Source organism: Streptomyces sp. NPDC002573, assembly GCF_042889625.1.
In the GTDB taxonomy this organism is placed as follows: Bacteria; Actinomycetota; Actinomycetes; order Streptomycetales; family Streptomycetaceae; genus Streptomyces; species Streptomyces gibsoniae.
The window spans coordinates 22,738-41,396 of record NZ_JBIARC010000067.1; the positions used below are offsets into that span (position 1 = coordinate 22,738).

Sequence of the window (18,659 nt, forward strand, 5' to 3'; positions counted from 1 at the left end):
GTGTGCCGTCGCGGTGTCCAGTGGAGGGAAGTCCGCGACAGGGTCATGGGCGCCTCGCCCGGTGGGCGGGAGGGATCGTTGAGTCCGCTCCCGCCCACTGCCCTGCCTCGGGCGGGTTCAGGGGGCACCGGTGCGGGGACCGGCGGCCGCCCCGCCGACAGGTATCAGGGGGGCGTGCACAGCTGAGCCCGCAGGTGCAAGGGCGTCCTTCTCAGCGGTGATCGTGGCTCCGGTCGTGGTCGTACCGGTTCCCGCCGTGGTCGTACCGGTTCCAGTCGTCCCGGTAGTTCGTGTCGTACTTCCAGCCGCAGTCCTTGTCATCCCAGCGGTAGAAGTGACCATGGCGGTCGTACCGGTGCGAAGGGGTGAAGCAGTCGTCGTGCTGCCAGGCGCGGTAGGAGTCATCCCGGCAGCAGGCCTCCTTGTGGTGGTGCCGGTGGGCGACACCGTGCTCCCAGCGGTAGTCGTCGGCCTTGATGCTGACGGCTGAGTGCTGGACATTCGCGGACACAGGAACCGCGGCCGAGGCGGTGCCGCCGGCACCAAGGACGGCTCCACCCGCGACCGCGGCGGAGGCGGCAGCGAGAGAAATGCGCTTCGTGAGCTTCCTCATGGTTTTCCCTTCAGGTGGGCGCAAGCGGCAATCCCAGCGATTGCTCGCGCGAGTGACTGCGATGCGCCATGTCGAAGCCGCATCGGCGCGGTTCACCCCTCGTGAGGGCCGGCCGGCGGCTGTTGGTCGTAGCGGAGGCCGCCCGATGCGGCAGCACTCCGCTGCTTTCCATACGCCGTATGGAACTTCCCCAGTGGACCATACGGCGTATGGAAATGTCGAACCCGGGTCTGCGGTGCAAGGCGCCTCTCGCGAAAAAGGGGCGGGGTCCCCTGTCGGTGTGCTGCCGGCTGGTGCCGTGAAGGCTGCGCGGATCGGCGGCGCGCTTGTCGCCTTGTTCTCCAGAGCGCATTGCGCCGCCGGCCCCATGCGGCGCGTCAGGTGCCGGGCTTGGTTGTGCGGTGAAAAGTCGCCTCGTTCCCGGCGGTGACCGCAGGACGCGCTGCCCCGGGGTGGGGGCGACTCCCGGGCGGATGTTCCGCGCCGATGCGGGCATGTCGGCGTCAGTGGCGGGCTCAGGGGCGCCGGATCGGGGTGTTGCTGTCGACGCGGACGGCCTCCGGGGCTCTGTCGGGAGGGCCTGTCGGGCCACGGGGTCACTCCCGGCGGGAGTCTGCGCGGCGTGTCGCCCTGCGGATGGCGGCCCGACCGTGACGCCTTGAGGATTCTCCCGCCGTCCTTGCGCAGTTCCTGCTCGGCGGTCATTGCGCCCGCCCGAAGGCGGTGGTGTGACGCAGCTCTCTGTGAGACAAGTTGACTCATAGGGGTCCTGTGAGTCAATCTGTCTCACAGAGGGCGCCGCGCAAAGGTGAAATCCCGCGACTGCCCTCACACCTCATCTATGCCGCCGCATTTCGCGTGCAAGGTTTCTACTGGAGGAAACGATGACCTCTACGATCACCAAGAAGGCGGGCAAGGGCCGCACGGACGGTGTGGTCTCCGAGCTGGCTACCTACTTCCACATCAAGCCGGGACACGAGCAGGAGATCCGGGCGGCGGTTCAGCGGTTCGTGGAGGAGCTGCGCCGCCAGGACCCGGCGCAGACCATCAAGACCGGTCTGCGTGACACCCGGCACGTGGTCTTCGACGGCGGCAGGATGCTGCTGTGGGCCACCACGTTCGAGACCGAGTGGGACCCCTACGTCGACGACGCGATCCTGACGGTGGGCTTCGAGCACTTCGCGGACTGGCTGCAGCACACCACCGAGTGGGACGAGCTGTTCGCGTGGGTCGAGCAGGCCGGGGGCATGGAAGCGCTGACCGACATGGACCGCCCGGACTTCGAGGAGAACGTCCGCAACTCCACCGCCCGCCTGAAGAAGATCCTTCAGGACGGCCAGGAGCAGGCCGCCGCCTACTTCAACCCCCTTGGCCCCCTCACCATGCCGCAGGTCGTCAAGGCGCAGCAGGTCAACGACGCCTTCCAGGCAGTGCTGGACAACCCCGCCGCCGAGGAAGCCCTCGCCCACCCGGCCCTCAAGCCGCTCCTGGCCCAGGCCGCTGCCTGACCCACGCCCCTGGGAGGGGGCGACACCATCCCCGCCCCCTCCCAGGACCTAGATCGCTAGCCGCAGGCGACTTTGTGAATGTATTCACGTTCACAAAGTCGCCTGACGGATTCCCCTTGGAGGGAGTGCACACGGCCATGAGCCCCGACGCGATAGCCCGCTGGCAGTTCGGAATCACCACCGTCTACCACTATCTCTTCGTGCCGCTGACGATCAGCCTGGCCGGCATCACTGCCGGCCTGGAGACGGCATGGGTGCGCACGAGGAAGGAGAAGTACTTCCACGCCACCAAGTTCTGGGGGAAGCTCTTCCTGATCAACATGGTGATGGGCGTGGTCACCGGTCTCGTCCAGGAGTTCCAGTTCGGCATGAACTGGTCGGCGTACTCCCGCTACGTGGGCGACATCTTCGGGGTACCGCTGTCGATGGAGGCGATCATCGCCTTCTTCTTCGAGTCCACGTTCATCGGGTTGTGGATGTTCGGCTGGAACCGGCTTCCCCGTCGCCTGCACCTCTTCTGCATCTGGATGGTGTCCCTGGGCACCGTGCTGTCGGCCTACTTCATCCTGGCGGCGAACTCGTGGATGCAGCACCCGGTCGGTTACCGGATGGACCACGGCAGACCCCGGCTGACCGATTTCTCCGAGGTGCTCCTGCAGCCCACGGCGGTGTTCGCCAGCCTGCACGCGATCACCGCCGCCTTCGTCACCGGCGGAGCGTTCGTGACCGGTATCGCCGCCTGGCACCTGTGGCGCGCACAGCGCACCCAGATCCGGGGCGGCGTGGTGGACGGCGGGCGGATCCGCGTCATGCGGACCTCTTTGCGGATCGGCCTCGCGGTACTGACCGTGGCGGGCATCGCCACCGTTCTCGACGCCGACACCCTCGGCAAACTGCTGATCGATCAGCAGCCGATGAAGATGGCGGCCGGCGAGGGGCTGTGGGACACCGCGGCGAACGCCCCGTTCTCCGTGGCCGCCGTCCCGGACGTGGGCAGGCACCGAAACGCCTTCGACATCGACATCCCGTATGTGCTGTCGTTCCTCGCCCACAGCAACCCGCACACCCCGGTCACCGGTATCAACAACGCCGCAGCAGCCATGGCGGCGCAGTACGGCGGCTCGCCGGGGGACTACCTTCCCAACGTCCCGGTGGCGTACTTCTCGTACCGCTTCATGATGCTCTTCGGGATGACCTCCGTCGCCGTCGGCGCGGCGGGGCTGTGGCTGACGCGCAACCGGCGCTGGATCGCCCCGGCCTTCGTCACCCGGTCGGAGGAGGTCCCGCACCTCATGCTCACGAAGAACCGGGCTCTGGGACCGTTTTTGACCACGTGGGCGTGGCGGGCGGCCGTCTGGACACTGGGATTCCCGCTGATCGCGAACTCGTTCGGCTGGATCTTCACGGAGTCCGGCCGCCAGCCGTGGGTGGTCTATGGCCTGATGCGCACCTCCGACGCCGTCTCCCCAGGGGTGAGCACCGCGGAGATGCTCACCACCCTGATCGGATTCACCCTCCTGTACGCAGTCCTCGCCGTCATCGAGGTCAGGCTGATGGTCAAGTACGCCACCGCCGGCCCTCATCTCGACGAGCAGCCGCCGCAGCGTGACCCCCGGCTGCGCGGGTCGTCCACCGCCGACGACGACAAGATCCTCACCTTCGCCTACTGACCGGCCGTCAGGACGTTTCGCCATGCACCTCCACGACTTCTGGTTCCTGCTGATCGCCTTCTTCTGGACGGGCTACTTCGTCCTGGAGGGCTTCGACTTCGGCGTCGGCGTGCTCACCAAGCTCCTCGCCCGTGACGAGCCCGAACGCCGCGTGCTGCTCAACACCATCGGCCCCGTCTGGGACGGCAACGAGGTGTGGATGATCGCGGCCGGCGCCGCGACCTTCGCCGCATTCCCGGGCTGGTACGCCACATTGTTCAGCGGCTTCGACCTCCTGCTGTTCGCCGTCCTGGTCTGTCTGATCGTGCGGGCGGTGGGTTTCGAGTACCGCGCCAAGCGCGACGGCATCCGGTGGAAGCGCAACTGGGACCACGCGATCTTCTGGTGCTCCCTGCTGGCGCCGCTGCTGTGGGGACTGGTCTTCGCCAACATCGTCCACGGGGTGGCCATCGACCGGCGGCACGTCTACACCGGCGGGCTGAGCGGGCTGTTCCACCCCTACGCGGTGCTCGGCGCGCTGGCCCTGCTGGCGGTATTCACCGTCCACGGAGCGGTGTTCGCCGCGCTCAAGACCGTCGGCGACATCCGGGACCGGGCTCGCGCACTCGCCTTCCGGCTCGGCGCCCTGGCCGCGCTGCCCGCCGCCGGCTTCCTGATCTGGACCCAGGCGGAGCGCGGCAACGGCCGAAGCCTGGCGACGGTGGTCCTCGCGCTCGCCGCATGGGGGATCGCGCTCGCCTGCACCAGGGCTCGCCGCGAGGGATGGGCGTTCACCTTCTCCGCCGCGACCGTGGCGGCCACGGCTGCCACGTTGTTCCTGACTCTCTATCCCGACGTCATGCCTTCCACGCTGAACCCGGCCTGGAGCCTGACCGTCACCAACGCGTCCTCCTCGGCGTACACGCTGGGGATCATGACCTGGGTGGGCGCCGTCTTCGCTCCGCTGGTCATCGGCTACCAGGGCTGGACGTACTGGGTGTTCCGCAAGCGCATCGGCACTCATCACATCCCGCGGACCGACCCGCCCGGACACGCTCACGCCCCCTCGCACGCACCTTCTCCCGCACAAGGATCCGCCATGACCCTCGCCCTTGTCCCCGACAGGCCACGCATCCTCATCGCCGGCGGCGGCTACGTCGGCCTCTACACCGCGATGCGCCTGCTGAAGAAGCTGCGCCGCGGCGAGGCGACCGTCACGGTCGTGGACCCCCGCTCGTACATGACCTACCTGCCCTTCCTGCCGGAAGCGGCAGCCGGCAACGTGGCCCCGCGCAACCTCGTCGCGCCGCTGCGCAATGTCCTGACGGGCGCCGAGGTCGTCACCGGCCACATGGTCTCCGTGGACCAGGCGGCCAAGGTCGCCCACGTCCGTACTGCGGTGGGTCACACGCTCGAGTTGCCGTTCGATCACCTCGTCGTCGCGCTCGGCTCGGTCTCCCGGACGTTCCCCATACCCGGCTTGGCCGAGCACGGCATCGGCATGAAGTCCGTCGAGGAGGCCATCAGCCTGCGCAACCACGTCATCACCCAGATGGACCGCGCCGATTCCGCCACGGACGAGGCGGTGAAGCGCAAGGCCCTGACCTTCGTCTTCGTCGGTGGCGGCTTCGCCGGTGTGGAGACCATCGCAGAGGTCGAAGACATGGCCCGCGACGCCGCCCGCAACTACCGCAACGTCAGCAGGCAGGACATGCGCTTCATCCTCGTCGAGGCCGCCGGCCGCATTCTGCCCGAGATGGGTGCGGACCTCGGTGTCTGGACCATGGAGAAGCTTCAGGGGCGTGGCATCGAGGTGTACCTGGAGACCTCCATGGAGTCCTGCGTCGATCAGCACGTGGTCCTGGCGAACGGCGTCGAGACGCAGGCCTCCACGATCGTGTGGACGGCCGGCGTCCGCCCCAACCCCGTGCTGACCCACTTCGGCCTGCCGCTCGGCCCGCGGGGCCACGTCGACACCCTGCCCACCCTTCAGGTCAGGGACCTCGACCACGTGTGGGCCGCGGGCGACAACGCCCAGGTCCCTGACCTGGCCGGGCAAGAGGGCGCGTGGTGCCCGCCGAACGCGCAGCACGCCGTACGGCAGGCCCCGGTGCTCGCCGACAACCTGATCGCGGCTCTGCGCGGCCGGCCACTGAAGGAGTACCGGCACAAGAACCTCGGCGCGGTGGCAGGCCTCGGCCTCCACAAGGGCGTCGCGATCCTGTTCAACAGGTTCAAGCTCAAGGGCCGCCCGGCGTGGTGGTTCCACCGCCTCTACCACGGCAGCCGGGTGCCGACGCTGAACCGCAAGATACGCGTGTTCGTGGACTGGTCGCTGGCCTCCCTGCTGAAGCGGGAAACCGTCGGCCTCATCGAACTGGAGCACCCGCGCGATCCGTTCACCGAGGCGGCCCTGTCGTCCCGCAGCCGTACCTGATTCCTTCCCCCCTCGTTCTGTCCCTGCCTGGAGGGCTGTCCCCATGTCCCAGAACACCACCGCCGCCGCTCGCGGCACCGAGACCGCATTTGAGAACGTGACCGACCCCTCGCACCGGCATCGCTGGTGGATCCTGTTGGTCATTTCCCTGTCCATGCTGATGGGCGTCCTCGACGGCACCATCGTGAACATCGCCCTGCCCTCCGCCCAGCACGACCTTGGCTTCTCGGACGCCGACCGGCAGTGGGTGGTCACCGCCTATGCGCTGGCCTTCGGCAGCCTGCTCCTGCTCGGCGGCCGGGTTGCGGACCTGGTCGGGCAGAAGGTGACCTTCCTGGTGGGTCTGGCCGGCTTCGCGGCCGCTTCCATGGTGGGAGGAGCGGCGAACGGTTTCGCCATGCTCGTCATCGCGCGCGCCGTCCAGGGCCTGTTCGCCGCCCTGCTGGCCCCGTCCGCACTTTCGCTTTTGATGACCACCTTCACCGAACCGCGCGAGCGGGCGAAGGCCTTCACCGTCGCGGGCTCGGTCGCCGGTGCCGGCGGAGCCATCGGTCTGATCCTCGGGGGAGTGCTGACCCAGTACCTGGACTGGCGCTGGACCATGTACGTCAACGTGGTCTTCGCGGGGGTGGCGTTCGCCGGTGGTGCAGCCCTGCTGCACCGCAGCGCACGCGACACGTCCTCCAAGCTCGACGTCCTCGGCACCCTGCTGGTCTCCACCGGCCTGTTCTGCCTGGTCTACGGGTTCTCGAACGCCGAAACGCACAGCTGGGGCTCGCCGGCGACCTGGGGCATGCTGGTGGCCGGTGCCGTACTGGTGGCCGCCTTCGTGTGGTGGCAGAGCAGGGCGGTGTATCCGCTGCTGCCCCTGCGGGTCCTGCTGGACCGTAACCGCGGTGCCTCCTTCGCCGCCCTCTTCGTCACCGGCGCGGGCATGTTCGGCGTGTTCCTGTTCCTGACCTACTACCTGCAGCAGAGCCTCGGCTACAGCGCCCTGAAGACGGGCTTCGCCTTCCTGCCCATGATCGTGGCATCGTCGCTCGCCTCCGCCGTGGCCAACAACGTCGTGGTGCCGCGCATAGGGCCCAAGCCGGTGGTACCGCTGGGCATGGCCATTGCGGCCGTCGGCCTGGCCTGGATGACCAAGCTGGACCTGAACAGCGGGTACGTGGCGCAGGTACTGCCCCAGCTGGTGCTCGTCGGTGTGGGACTGGGCACGGTCATCGCGCCCGCCATGAGCCTGGCCACTTCCGGTGTGGCCGCGGCCGATGCCGGGGTCGCGTCCGCCGCCGTCAACACCGTCCAGCAGGTCGGCGGGTCCATCGGCGTCGCCCTGTTCAGCACGATGGCCTCCGACGCCGCGACCCACTACCTCTCCGGCCGCAACCCCAAGGACCCCGCCGTCCTGGCCCAGGCCGGCCTCGAGGGCTACTCCACCGCCTACTGGTGGTCGGCGGCCGTCTTCGCCATCGGCCTGGTCGTGACCGTTGTGCTCTACCGCCGTGGCGTACCCCAGCACGACGAGAGCGTCGCACCCGTCGTCCACATGTGACGCACTCCTCGGGCGTCCCGGCTTCCCCCCCTCCCTTCTGTGAGACAGAATGACTCATAGAGCGTTGCAAGCCACATTGTCCCACGGAAGGGAGTAGTAGGTTGCAGGTCAGAACTGATCCGCGTCTGTTGCGCAGTCGCGAGGCCATGGTCGGGGCGGCCACCGAGCTGCTCGCGGAAGGTGGGCTGGAGGCCGTGACGCACCAAGCGGTCGCCGCCCGCGCCGGCGTCGGCAGGGCCACTGTCTACCGGCACTGGCCCGGCCTTCTCGATCTCCGTCTGGCCGCACTGGAAGCCGGTATGCCGCCTCTGCCTGCTGTGCCTGAGGAGATCCGGGCCGCTTCGGGCGGCGATCCGCGAGCGGAGCTCGTCCACAATCTGGGCGTGCTCGCCGAGCGACTGGACGACGAGCACACGGGCGCTGTCCTTGTCGCGGTCATCGGCGGCTCGCGGAGCGACGAAGGCATGCGCCGCCTCCGGCAGACGCTGATGCACCAGATCGCCGACGCCCTCGGTCCCGCGGTTGCCGCCGCCGTCGAGCGCGGCCAGCTTCGCCCCGACGTCACTCCCGAGACATTTGCCATGGCCACGGTGGGCCCCCTGTTCTTCGAGCGCTTCATCGCCGGGAACCGCCTGGGGCGTGACACCGTGGAGATCGTCGTGGACGCCGCCCTGCGGGGCTGGTCGTAGCGTCGCCGCGTCCTGTGTGAACGAAGGCGGCCCGCCCTCGCCGCGGGCTCGGTCCGGCGTCGCTGGATGTCCCCCGTCCGACCGGGTGAGACGGTGGCGCCGGACATTCGCATGTCTTGAACTGCTCGAGACAGTGTGACTCAGGTCACTCTGAGACAGGTTGACTCATAGGGTGTCTGTGAGTCAATCTGTCTCACATGCGGGTCGCGAAACCGCCGATTCCGCACCTATCGCCTCATGTCGCAAATGCCACCGCATTTCGCGTGCAAGGTTTCTACCGGAGGAAACGATGACCTCTACGATCACCAAGAAGGCGGGCAAGGGCCGCACGGACGGTGTGGTCTCCGAGCTGGCTACCTACTTCCACATCAAGCCGGGACACGAGCAGGAGATCCGGGCGGCGGTTCAGCGGTTCGTGGAGGAGCTGCGCCGCCAGGACCCGGCGCAGACCATCAAGACCGGTCTGCGTGACACCCGGCACGTGGTCTTCGACGGCGGCAGGATGCTGCTGTGGGCCACCACGTTCGAGACCGAGTGGGACCCCTACGTCGACGACGCGATCCTGACGGTGGGCTTCGAGCACTTCGCGGACTGGCTGCAGCACACCACCGAGTGGGACGAGCTGTTCGCGTGGGTCGAGCAGGCCGGGGGCATGGAAGCGCTGACCGACATGGACCGCCCGGACTTCGAGGAGAACGTCCGCAACTCCACCGCCCGCCTGAAGAAGATCCTTCAGGACGGCCAGGAGCAGGCCGCCGCCTACTTCAACCCCCTTGGCCCCCTCACCATGCCGCAGGTCGTCAAGGCGCAGCAGGTCAACGACGCCTTCCAGGCAGTGCTGGACAACCCCGCCGCCGAGGAAGCCCTCGCCCACCCGGCCCTCAAGCCGCTCCTGGCCCAGGCCGCTGCCTGACCCCCACGCCCCTGGGAGGGTGCGACACCATCCCCGCCCCCTCCCAGGACCCACACCGGCGTGACGACCGCGCCCACGCACCACAGTTCTGGAAGGCATCATGACCACGGACAAGGGCAGCACCCTCGAGCTCGACGCCTTGGACCTCGACGACATCCAAGCCGCCGCTCTGGAGCCACGGCCGACGCCCTACGCGGGCTCCTACCTCGCCCTGCGCATCGACGACCGGCGGCAGGGACGCGAGCTGCTGCGGCGGCTCACTCCCGTCCTCGACTCGGTCGCCACGTTCGACCCCCAGCGTCAGGTCTCGCTCGCGGTGGCACTCAGCTTCCAGGGCCTGAAGGCCCTGGGCGTGCCCGAGGAATCGCTGGCCACCTTCCCGCCCGAGTTCCAGGAGGGCATGGCCGCGCGGGCGGACGAACTCGGGGATGTCGGGGACAGTGCACCGGAGAACTGGGAGGGTCCGCTCGGTTCCAAGGACGTGCACATCATTCTGGCCGCACTCGCCCCGGATGCCGTCCGTCTGGAGACGATCGTCCTCCTTGCCCGCGACGCGCTGCGTGACCTGCCCGGCGTCGTTGCCGTCTGGCAGCAGGACGTGCACGTCGGACCGGACGAGAAGGAGCCGTTCGGCTTCCGGGACGGCATCGGGCAGCCGGCGATCGAGGGCACGGGGATCCCCGGCACCAATCCGCGCGAAGTTCCGCTCAAGGCGGGCGAGTTCGTCCTTGGATACGAGGACGAGACCGGAGACATCGCCCCCGTTCCGCAGCCCGAAGTACTCGGGCGCAACGGAACGTATGTGGTCTTCCGCAAGCTGCACACGCGAGTGGCCGAGTTCCGTCAGTACGTCCGCGACCGCGCCAAGGACCCCGCGGACGAGGAGCTGATCGCGGCCAAGTTCGTCGGCCGCTGGCCCAGTGGCGCCCCGCTGGCACTGACGCCGGACAAGGACGATCCGGAACTCGGTGCCGATCCCACGCGCAACAACGACTTCATGTACGGCGACGACCCGCAGGGCCTGAAGTGCCCCGTGGGTTCCCACGCCCGCCGGATGAACCCGCGGGACGCGGTCGTCACCGGCGAGGTGCGCCTGCACCGCATGATCAGGCGCGGCACCACCTACGGTCCGCCGCTGCCCAAGGGCGTGCTGGAGGACGACGGCGCCGACCGCGGCATCATGTTCGCCTTCGTCGGAGCCCACCTTGCGCGGCAGTTCGAGTTCGTCCAGCGGCAGTGGCTGAACGACGGCAAGTTCATCGGGGCCCCGGACGAGAAGGACCCGCTGATCGGCGGGAACGAGGACGGCCAGTTCACCATCCCGCGCGAGCCGATCCGCCGCCGCTTCAAGGGGCTTCCGCCGTTCGTCGTCAACCGGGGCGGCGAGTACTGCTTCATGCCCGGGCTTTCGGCACTGCGCTGGATCGCCGACCTCGACACCTGACATCTCTCGCGAGCCATACGACAAGGAGCTTTTCATGGCTGACCACTTCTCCGGGCCGCGTGCCATAGCGGACCCTGCCTCCGACATCTGCGACGTGTACGCCTTCCCGAGCCCGCAGCGGCCGGGGAACCTGGTGCTCGTCCTCAACGTGCTCCCGGCCTCGACCCCTACGGCCCTGTTCTCCGACGTGATCACCCACCGTTTCCGCGTCCGGCCGGTCACGTCCGTGAGCGAGGGCGCCACTGCGGCGTTCAACGTCGGCGAGGACGAGTACGTCTTCGACTTCACCTTCGACGCCCCCCAGCAGCTCGACGGCGCCGACACCCTGGTGCAGATGGGCAGGTGCCAGGCACCCGACGGCCGCACGGTCGTCTTCCAGGTCGGCAACGAGGTGCCCACCGAGGCCGAGGGACTGAAGATCTTCGCCGGGTCGCGGCTCGACCCGTTCTTCATCGACTTCGTGGGCGTGATCGCCACCGATATGACGGGGAAGCTGGCCCTCAGGCCCGAGGCTCCTAACGTTCTGGAGGACTTGAACGTGCTGAGCATCGTCCTCGAGGTCGACGCCGCGGTGCTCGGCTCGGCCGCCGGCTCCCTGGTGGCGGTCGTCGGCGAGACCCTGACGGCCGGTGGCGGACGCCCGATCCAGCTGGAGCGCATGGGCCGCCCCGAGATCAAGAACGTGGTCCTGTCGAGCAAGAAGTACGACACGGTCAACCGCGACCTGGAGATCCGCGACCTCTACAACGAGGAAGACACCTTCAACATCCGGCCCGACTACGCGGACGCCTACCGCGCGCGGTTCAACGCCAACCTGGCCTGGTTCGACGGCCTGGACGGCAAGACCGACTGGCCGCTGGACGAGCAGGGTGCCCACCCGCTGACCGAGCTGCTGCTCGCGGACTTCCTCGTCGTCGACCTGTCCAAGCCCTTCTCCGAAGACGGCTGGTTCGAGATCGAGACCGCCCTGGTCGCCGGCCGCCCGCACACGACCTGCGGTGGCCGCTCCCTCAACGACGACATCGTGGACACCCTCTACACCCTGCTGGTGGGCGGCATCGACGGCGAGCGTCTGAGCGACGGCGTCGACCAGGCGACCCAGCCGGCCACCCACACCTTCCCCTACCTGAACGCTCCCAACCCGACCCCGCCGGACCTGGGCGCCCGCCTGGCCGCGCAGATGCCCCCCCAGGAAGCGGCATGACCGGGGCGTCTCCCCAGGTGTGCGAGCCGGTCACGACGAACGGCACCATCGCCGTCATGAATCTGCACGCGCAGATCGACGGCCTGGCCGTACGACTCAGTCGTACGGGTACGGGGGAGGCGCAGGCTCCTTTGGCGGTGGCCCAGGGGGCGGGGCTGATCGACCTCCTCAACCTCCGAGGTCACCTCCTGGGCCGCGTCGCCGACTACGAACACGCCGCAGAACTCGCCGAGCAGCTCGTGCACACCGCACCCGATGACGGCACGGCCCTGCTCGCCCGCGCCAGGTCGCGGGCCACCCTGCACCGCTTCGCCGACGCCGCCGCCGACCTCGGCGCGGCGGGCCGAAGCGGGGCGGACACGGCCGAACTGGACGCGGAACGCGCCGTCATCCTGCAGGCCCTGGGCTGCCACGCGGATGCCATGGCCCTGATCCGCGCAGCGGCGCAGCGGCAGAGCGACTTCACGACGCTCGGCTCGCTCGCCGTGCTGCAGGCAGACCGACGGGAGATCGCCGAGGCGGAGCGACTGTTCGACCAGGCGCGGCGCCACTATCAGGGGACCTCGCCCTTCCCGCTCGCTCAGCTGGACTTCCGGCGCGGTGTGATGTGGCACCGCGAGGGCGATCTCGATGCGGCTCGCTCCTGGTACGAGGCCGCCCGGCGCCGGGTGCCCGGCTACGCGCCGGCACTGGGCCACCTGGCCGAGGTTGAGCTGCTGCGCGGAGGGACTCATGACGCCGTCGCCCTCCTGCGCCCGCTCACCCGGACCAGCGACGACCCGGAGTACGCCGCCCACCTCGCGGCCGCGTTGCACAAAAGCGGCCGTGTCCAGGAGGCGAAGCAGTGGCGCGAGCGTGCGGCAACGCGCTACGACGAACTGGTGCGCTGTCACCCGGAGGCCTACGCCGACCACGCGGCCGACTTCTGGCTCACCGTGGGCGGCGACGCCGACAGGGGACTCGAACTGGCGCTGCAGAACCTCACATTCCGCCAGACCGCCCGTTCCCATGCCCTGTTCCAGCGCGCCGTCCTCGCGCAGAACCGGGTTGCACAGGCTGCCCCCTAGCCGCTGAGCGGCCATGCCGCGGTGTGGGGCACCGACGGGATCGGCCGGACGGACGGAGGCGTGCCGTCGGCCAGTCCCCCCAGCCCGCAAGAGGCCGTTGCGGTCCGGCTCTTGCGGGCTGGGACCCCCTCCCCGGCTAACGCAGCGCGCCCTCATCCCTCTTTGGGCCCGGAGCGCTGCAGCAATCCAACCCCCGCAACCACCAACTCAAGAAGGCCTCAAACCATGGACACCATGCTGGCAGGACGCGTCCACCTGGACACGAAGAAGTTCCTCGTGGAGGAGATCCCGATCCCCGAACCCGGACCGGGCGAAGTACTGATCGAAGTGAAGGCCGCCGGCGTGTGCCTGTCCGACCTTCACCTCATCGACGGAAGTATCACCCCGCTGCACCTGGGCTCGAAGAACGTGCTCACCCTGGGACACGAGATCTCCGGCGTAGTCCATGCCCTGGGATCCGGCCTCAAGCGGGACCTGACCGTCGGCACACGGGTCGCCCTGCAGGCGGGCCAGCCCTGCGGCCAGTGCGCCCGCTGTGCCAGGGGCGGCGTGTGCACAGAGTTCCGCGGTCGCGGCGTCGACTACGACGGCGGCTGGTCCCAGTACACGATCGCCCGAGAGGACACGGTCGTCCCCATCCCCGACACACTTCCCTTCGACCAGGCGGCGATCATCCCGGACGCCGTCTCCACCTCATACGCGGCCCTGGTCGAAACCGTGCAGGTGCGCTCCGCCCAGTCCGTGGGCATCTGGGGAGTCGGCGGAGTGGGCGCCCATGCCGTCCGGCTGGCCCGCACCATGGGTGCCGCGCCGATCATCGCCGTCGACCCGCTGCCCGGTGCCCGAGCCCGAGCCCTCGCGTTCGGCGCCGACATCGCGCTCGACCCGTCCGACCCCGGCTTCTCCGACGCCGTGCTGCGGGCCACCGACGGACTGGGACTGGACTACGCATTCGACTTCGCCGGCGTTCCCCCGGTCCGGGAACAGGCATCGCCCCTCCTCGGTGACCGCGGTGCGCTGGTCCTGGTGGGTATCACCACCGAGCCGCTGAAGATCTCGGAGCGCATGACCTTCAACCTGAAGAACAAGAAGGTCTACGGACACTACGGATCCTCGTTCGACCACGTCTACGAACTGATCCGGCTGGCCTCCAGCGGCCGTCTCGACCTGGCCCCCTCCATCACCGACCACATCCCCCTGGCCGACGCCCCCGACGCGATCCACCGCCTGGAACACAAGATCGGCAACCCGATCCGCCTCATCCTCGTCCCCTGACGCCCCAACCGAGCGCGTGGGCGCGCCGGCCGTGCACTCTCCGAAGGTGTACGGCCGGCGCAGCCCATGAAGAACACGGGTTGCGCAGGAGGAGGCCGAACGACGGCGCCCATTCGACGTGACCGACCTGCCACCACGGCGCCGGCGTCGACCCCATTGCGCGAACATCACCCGCAACGCCGCCCCGGAGAAGGACCACCGACATGCGCGACGCACACAACGCCACCGCACCCAACGCCGTCAGCAGCCCGACCGGCGTCCCGGCAGCCACGGTCCGCACCCGTGTGACAGTCCCACTCCGCTTTGGCGACGGCTACGCCGTGACCGCCGACCTCGCCACCTTCCACAGCCTCACCGACGGCCAGGAACACGTCGCGGCCATCCTCGGCGAACCCGCCCCCGGCCAGCCCCCACTGGTGCGCCTGCACTCCGAGTGCCTCACGGGCGACGTCTTCGGCTCGGCCCGCTGCGACTGCGGCCCCCAGCTGCGCGAGGCGGTCGAGCGCATCGCCGAGCGCGGCGGCGTCCTGCTCTACCTCCGCCAAGAAGGCCGCGGCATCGGCCTCTACAACAAGCTCGACGCCTACGCCCTGCAGGACCAGGGCCTCGACACCTACGACGCCAATGCGGCCCTCGGCCTTCCGGAGGACGCCCGCGACTACACGGCAGCCGCGCAGATGCTCACCGCCCTCAACATCTGTGAACTGGACCTGCTGTCCAACAACCCCGACAAGGCCGAGCAGCTGCGCACCCTGGGTCTTACGGTGACCCGCCACGTTCCCACGGGCGTCTTCAGCACGGCACACAACGTCCGCTACCTCCGCACCAAGGCAGTCCGCACTCACCACACACTGCCGCTGACGGAGCTGACAGTTGGCTGACGGCCGATGCCCACCGGGCCGTAGCTCAAGCTTGTTGCCACCGCGAGAAGGAGCGCGTGACCAGGCATGACGCAGTACTGAGAGCCCTGGCATACTGACGTGGACGCTGAGCTGGCGCACTTCTTCGCCCAAGGATTGAGGATTCCTAGCTGCTCTCCCTTGAGCCTGGATCCGCAGAGCCGCATTCGATGAGTGCGGCTCTGTGATTTTCGGGGCGGATTTGTCGGCGTTTGCGCCTGGTGGACGCGGGTGATCGCCGGGTGGCCGTCCCGGTGGCGGGGTCTCCGAGGTCCTTGATAGTGGACGGGCAGGGCATCGCGTCGGTCAGGTCCGCAGGCGGCAGCCGACCGCTGTCCACAGGGCCGTGAACTCCGCTTCCCAGGGCCAGCGTTCTGGCAGGTGGAAGGTCAGGGTGCGGGCCCCGCCAGCCAATCTGGCGGGGATGGCCAGGAGTTGGCGGCGGATGGTGCCGGTGCGGGCCCTGCCGTGGAATGCGGAGGCGAGCGTCCCCAGGGCACGGGTGAGGTTGTGAGCGAGGGCGGCCAGGGTGAGCCAGGCGGCGTTCGCGGTGAACTTCCCCGACGGTAGGTGAGCAAGCGCGGAGTCCTCCAGGTCGGCGAAGACCTGCTCCACGATGGCGTGTGCGCGGTGGCACTTCTCGGCGGCCACGAGTTCGTAGGGGCTGTCGGTGAACACCGCGTGGAAGCGGTAGACCTTGAACAACTCGCCCTGCCCGTCCGGGGCGTGGGCGTCGTTCAGCCGTCTGACGCGGCGGACCAGGAGCCGGGCGGTGGCCCGGTACTTCTTGGCCTTGCCGGTGAACGCGGTGTACTCGACCTCGGCGACCTCCGCGTCGGAGATCCAGCGTTCCTCGTCCTTGTCCCAGATCGCCTTCGGGTACTTGATCGCCGTCCAGGCGTCCTCGGGGATCGTGGCGATCAGCTCACGGATCTTCTTGCGCTGCGCGACCGCGAGGGAGAACCGCACCTTGTGGCGGCGGCAGGCGGCGACGACCTTGTGCGAGAAGAACGCCGAGTCGGCGCGGACCACGACCATTCCAGTCGCGCCCATGGCCCGCACCGTCTTGATCGCCTCGGCGATCAGCGAGGCGGCGCCCTTCGCGGAGCCGGCCGAGCCTCGGCGCAGCCGTTCGGCGACGATCACCGGGGCCGCGAGCGGGGTGGAGGCGACGACGATCTGGAAGTGCATGCCTTTGACCTTGGTGTATCCGTGCTCGGCGCCCTGCTTGCCGGCGCCGTAGACCTGCTTCACCTTGGAGTCGATGTCCAGGTAGACCACCTGGTCACCGCCGGGCCGCAGGTTGCAGTGCCCGGCCAGGTTGCACGTGAACGCCCGGGTCGCGGACTGCAGTTGCCGCACGTGTCCCCAGGTGAAAGCGCGCAGGAAGCCGCCGAGGGTGGAGGGTGCGCGCATCCCGGCGAAGGCCCGGCGCATCGCGCCATGCCGCAGCACGTCGGTGTCGTCGATGCTGTCCGCCCCGGCGAGTATCGCGGCGACCAGCGACATCACCTTCGCGTCCGGCGCGGCCCCGGCCCCGTTGCCCGCCCCGTCGAGGCGGACCTTCGCGCTCACCAGGCCCGGCAGGCCGCACCGCTCGGCCAGGCGCACCGCCGGAGCCAGCCCGCCGTGCGCCAGCAGGTTCGGGTCATCGAAGGCGGCGAACGTCGCCGCGGGACTGTGGGAGGATTTCACTTAAGAGGTGCCTTGTTGGTCGGGCCTGATGGTTGTGTAGGAACTCCCATCATCCCAGCTCAGCGGGCACCTCTCTGCGTCAGCCCCTCCCGCGGCCCGTCACCGATCGGCGGATCCAGGTTGAGGAGCTGAGCCGCTCAAGGGCCCCGCGCCACCAGGTTCTGTTAGCGTGCCTCGCCTGAGGCTGGCACACTGAATTTGTGCTTCCGCTGATGGCCGCTGCCGATCAGATTGCGTCCTCACCGCTTTCTGGCGCCGGCTTCGTGTCGGTCTGCGCGCTGCTCTTCACCGTCGCCTCATTCTGGTGGCTCAACGCCAGACAGGGGCGCCTGAAGTCGTGGGAGCCACATTCTTTTGCGGCTATTGTCGACTGCTCCATGGCTCGCCTGCGGCTTCCGATCGTCCTTCACAACACCGGCGCCAAGCCGATAGTCGTGCAGGATCTCATGCTGACCTTCCCTGATGAGCCCGCCTCTCATCTCCCACTCCTGTGGATGTCTTCACCCTCCCGTCTCCAGCCCGGGTCGGACGAAGAGCGGAATTTGCCGGCCGGATTCGCCGTGGCCGGCAGAGAAGCGCGGCAACTCTTCCTCGAATTCGAGGCACCGTTTTCCGGATTTGTTCCAGAGGCCCGTGATTACAAGGTTCAGATACAAGCGAGACTTGGACACCGAAAGGGGTGGCGCCCGCTTTTGACGTTCACCTTTAGAGCTGCCAACATCATTGACCCCCATCGGTACGCCGTCTACAGCAACGCGCCTATTGAACTGACGAAGGAGGACAGGCAGAAGGCGGACGCTGCACTCCTGGAGTTGCTGGGCGGGCAAGAGGATGCTACTGCTCCGGGCGAGAGGAAGCGGCCGGACTCATCGAATGGCGACGGCAATACGGGTAAGAATCTCTAGTGTCTCGTGATCCTGATTGCGTTACTTCGCGTTGTTATTGACGAGTTTCTTCACGCTGGTCTGGACGAGTCGGACCTTGACGAGGATCTCGTCGTGGTGGCGGTCCAGGTGAAGGGTTTCGCGTTCTTGTTCCAGGAGTCGATGTAGTCGGGCGGATTCCTAACGGATTCGGCTGAGCGCCCACCGGTCTGGCAGGCCGGGCACAGCTCGTGCCGCCAGTCGTCGGTGACGACCGTTCCCCATCCCCGGCACACCTCGCAGCCCGCGGCCCGCGCCAGGTCGGTGTGGGGGACGGTGCTGGGCGCGCGGTCGGCTCCGTGAGCCATCGGGCGCTGTCCTTCCATGGACGATCGAACGGTGAACCCGGTGGGTTCCTCGTCCACGTATACGGGCGTTCTCCGACCGCGGCAAATCACGCTGAGCAGCCACGGCGGGGGCGGTCAGGACGCGGTGGGGGGTGCCGCATCGAGGCCGCGAGAGGCGACGAGCTGCGCACTGCCGTCGGCCAGGCGGTAGCACAAGCCCGCCACCGCGGCCTGCCCGGCGGCGACCTCCTCGGCGAGCACCCGGGAGCGGTCCAGCAGAAGGTCGGCGGTGTGCCTTATGTGTTCGGCGAGGATCTCCTCGGGCTCGACCCGTCCGGCGGCCCGCGCCGCCAGCACGCTGGGGGTCACCCGCTCGACGACGTCCCGGACGTACCCCGCCGGGGCCATGCCATCCCTGATCTTGCAGGGTATCCCCGACTTTAGTCGGGGAGGGAATGCATCCTTGGCCCGGAGCCGCGAAGCGGCGGAGTTCGGTACGGCTCC

The 18,659-nt window shown here is 68.6% G+C and carries 15 protein-coding genes and 2 pseudogenes; 13 read left to right on the forward strand and 4 right to left on the reverse strand.

The features are described from left to right. Window positions 1-211 precede the first annotated feature (211 nt). Window positions 212-613 (reverse strand): hypothetical protein, encoded by a 402-nt coding sequence (locus tag ACFYX0_RS38015; RefSeq protein ID WP_388977900.1) that lies wholly within the window; start codon window positions 611-613, stop codon window positions 212-214. A gap of 884 nt (window positions 614-1,497) precedes the next feature. Here ACFYX0_RS38015 and ACFYX0_RS38020 point away from each other — a divergent pair. From ACFYX0_RS38020 to ribA, 12 genes and pseudogenes are all read left to right on the forward strand, one after another. After that, window positions 1,498-2,121 carry a hypothetical protein gene (locus ACFYX0_RS38020; RefSeq protein ID WP_388977902.1) on the forward strand — a complete coding sequence of 208 codons (624 nt, stop codon included), beginning with the start codon at window positions 1,498-1,500 and terminating at the stop codon, window positions 2,119-2,121. Window positions 2,122-2,246: 125 nt separating this feature from the next. Next, the gene (locus tag ACFYX0_RS38025) at window positions 2,247-3,791 is read left to right on the forward strand and encodes a cytochrome ubiquinol oxidase subunit I (protein WP_388977933.1); all 1,545 of its coding nucleotides are present in this window, start codon (window positions 2,247-2,249) and stop codon (window positions 3,789-3,791) included. A gap of 22 nt (window positions 3,792-3,813) precedes the next feature. Further along, window positions 3,814-4,761, forward strand: a pseudogene (gene cydB, locus ACFYX0_RS38030) (cytochrome d ubiquinol oxidase subunit II); the annotation flags it as partial. A gap of 108 nt (window positions 4,762-4,869) precedes the next feature. Then, window positions 4,870-6,207, forward strand: coding sequence for an NAD(P)/FAD-dependent oxidoreductase (locus ACFYX0_RS38035; protein ID WP_388977935.1), 1,338 nt, complete (start codon window positions 4,870-4,872; stop codon window positions 6,205-6,207). A 43-nt stretch (window positions 6,208-6,250) separates the two neighbouring features. Further along, window positions 6,251-7,759 carry an MFS transporter gene (locus tag ACFYX0_RS38040; RefSeq protein ID WP_388977904.1) on the forward strand — a complete coding sequence of 503 codons (1,509 nt, stop codon included), beginning with the start codon at window positions 6,251-6,253 and terminating at the stop codon, window positions 7,757-7,759. Window positions 7,760-7,860: 101 nt separating this feature from the next. Further along, window positions 7,861-8,448 (forward strand): TetR/AcrR family transcriptional regulator, encoded by a 588-nt coding sequence (locus ACFYX0_RS38045; protein WP_388977907.1) that lies wholly within the window; start codon window positions 7,861-7,863, stop codon window positions 8,446-8,448. 289 nt (window positions 8,449-8,737) lie between these two features. Beyond that, a complete protein-coding gene (locus tag ACFYX0_RS38050) occupies window positions 8,738-9,361 on the forward strand; it encodes a hypothetical protein (protein WP_388977902.1) in 624 nt (207 codons plus the stop codon). A 100-nt stretch (window positions 9,362-9,461) separates the two neighbouring features. Continuing rightward, a complete protein-coding gene (locus ACFYX0_RS38055; protein WP_388977909.1) occupies window positions 9,462-10,805 on the forward strand; it encodes a Dyp-type peroxidase in 1,344 nt (447 codons plus the stop codon). Between the two features lie 34 nt (window positions 10,806-10,839). After that, entirely contained in the window at window positions 10,840-12,009 is a 1,170-nt protein-coding gene (locus ACFYX0_RS38060) for a DUF4331 family protein (RefSeq protein WP_388977912.1), read from the forward strand. Then, complete coding sequence (locus ACFYX0_RS38065) at window positions 12,006-13,076, forward strand: tetratricopeptide repeat protein (protein WP_388977915.1); 1,071 nt, start codon at window positions 12,006-12,008, stop codon at window positions 13,074-13,076. Before ACFYX0_RS38060 ends, ACFYX0_RS38065 begins: the two co-directional genes overlap by 4 nt. Before the next feature lie 225 nt (window positions 13,077-13,301). Further along, the gene (locus ACFYX0_RS38070; protein WP_388977917.1) at window positions 13,302-14,351 is read left to right on the forward strand and encodes a zinc-binding dehydrogenase; all 1,050 of its coding nucleotides are present in this window, start codon (window positions 13,302-13,304) and stop codon (window positions 14,349-14,351) included. A 203-nt stretch (window positions 14,352-14,554) separates the two neighbouring features. Beyond that, a complete protein-coding gene (gene ribA / locus ACFYX0_RS38075; protein ID WP_388977920.1) occupies window positions 14,555-15,232 on the forward strand; it encodes a GTP cyclohydrolase II in 678 nt (225 codons plus the stop codon). 324 nt (window positions 15,233-15,556) lie between these two features. Here ribA and ACFYX0_RS38080 read toward each other — a convergent pair whose 3' ends face one another. Then, a complete protein-coding gene (locus tag ACFYX0_RS38080; protein WP_388977923.1) occupies window positions 15,557-16,945 on the reverse strand; it encodes an IS1380 family transposase in 1,389 nt (462 codons plus the stop codon). A 200-nt stretch (window positions 16,946-17,145) separates the two neighbouring features. Here ACFYX0_RS38080 and ACFYX0_RS38085 point away from each other — a divergent pair, with 200 nt between their 5' ends. Continuing rightward, window positions 17,146-17,850 carry a hypothetical protein gene (locus ACFYX0_RS38085; RefSeq protein ID WP_388977925.1) on the forward strand — a complete coding sequence of 235 codons (705 nt, stop codon included), beginning with the start codon at window positions 17,146-17,148 and terminating at the stop codon, window positions 17,848-17,850. Window positions 17,851-17,900: 50 nt separating this feature from the next. On the opposite strand, the gene ACFYX0_RS38090 is transcribed toward ACFYX0_RS38085, so the two are convergent. Together ACFYX0_RS38090 and ACFYX0_RS38095 are read right to left on the reverse strand one after the other, a co-directional pair. Then, entirely contained in the window at window positions 17,901-18,176 is a 276-nt protein-coding gene (locus ACFYX0_RS38090) for a hypothetical protein (RefSeq protein ID WP_388977927.1), read from the reverse strand. A gap of 114 nt (window positions 18,177-18,290) precedes the next feature. Beyond that, a pseudogene (locus ACFYX0_RS38095) lies at window positions 18,291-18,575 on the reverse strand (carbonic anhydrase); the annotation flags it as partial. Window positions 18,576-18,659: the final 84 nt, after the last annotated feature.

Excerpts from the sequence above, each read along its gene's own strand:
- ACFYX0_RS38015 (WP_388977900.1), bottom strand. The coding sequence starts at position 613 with ATGAGGAAGCTCACGAAGCGCATTTCTCTCGCTGCCGCCTCCGCCGCG.
- ACFYX0_RS38020 (WP_388977902.1), top strand. The coding sequence starts at position 1,498 with ATGACCTCTACGATCACCAAGAAGGCGGGCAAGGGCCGCACGGACGGT.
- ACFYX0_RS38035 (WP_388977935.1), top strand. The coding sequence starts at position 4,870 with ATGACCCTCGCCCTTGTCCCCGACAGGCCACGCATCCTCATCGCCGGC.
- ACFYX0_RS38040 (WP_388977904.1), top strand. The coding sequence starts at position 6,251 with ATGTCCCAGAACACCACCGCCGCCGCTCGCGGCACCGAGACCGCATTT.
- ACFYX0_RS38050 (WP_388977902.1), top strand. The coding sequence starts at position 8,738 with ATGACCTCTACGATCACCAAGAAGGCGGGCAAGGGCCGCACGGACGGT.
- ACFYX0_RS38055 (WP_388977909.1), top strand. The coding sequence starts at position 9,462 with ATGACCACGGACAAGGGCAGCACCCTCGAGCTCGACGCCTTGGACCTC.
- ACFYX0_RS38060 (WP_388977912.1), top strand. The coding sequence starts at position 10,840 with ATGGCTGACCACTTCTCCGGGCCGCGTGCCATAGCGGACCCTGCCTCC.
- ACFYX0_RS38065 (WP_388977915.1), top strand. The coding sequence starts at position 12,006 with ATGACCGGGGCGTCTCCCCAGGTGTGCGAGCCGGTCACGACGAACGGC.
- ACFYX0_RS38070 (WP_388977917.1), top strand. The coding sequence starts at position 13,302 with ATGGACACCATGCTGGCAGGACGCGTCCACCTGGACACGAAGAAGTTC.
- ribA (WP_388977920.1), top strand. The coding sequence starts at position 14,555 with ATGCGCGACGCACACAACGCCACCGCACCCAACGCCGTCAGCAGCCCG.
- ACFYX0_RS38090 (WP_388977927.1), bottom strand. The coding sequence starts at position 18,176 with ATGGCTCACGGAGCCGACCGCGCGCCCAGCACCGTCCCCCACACCGAC.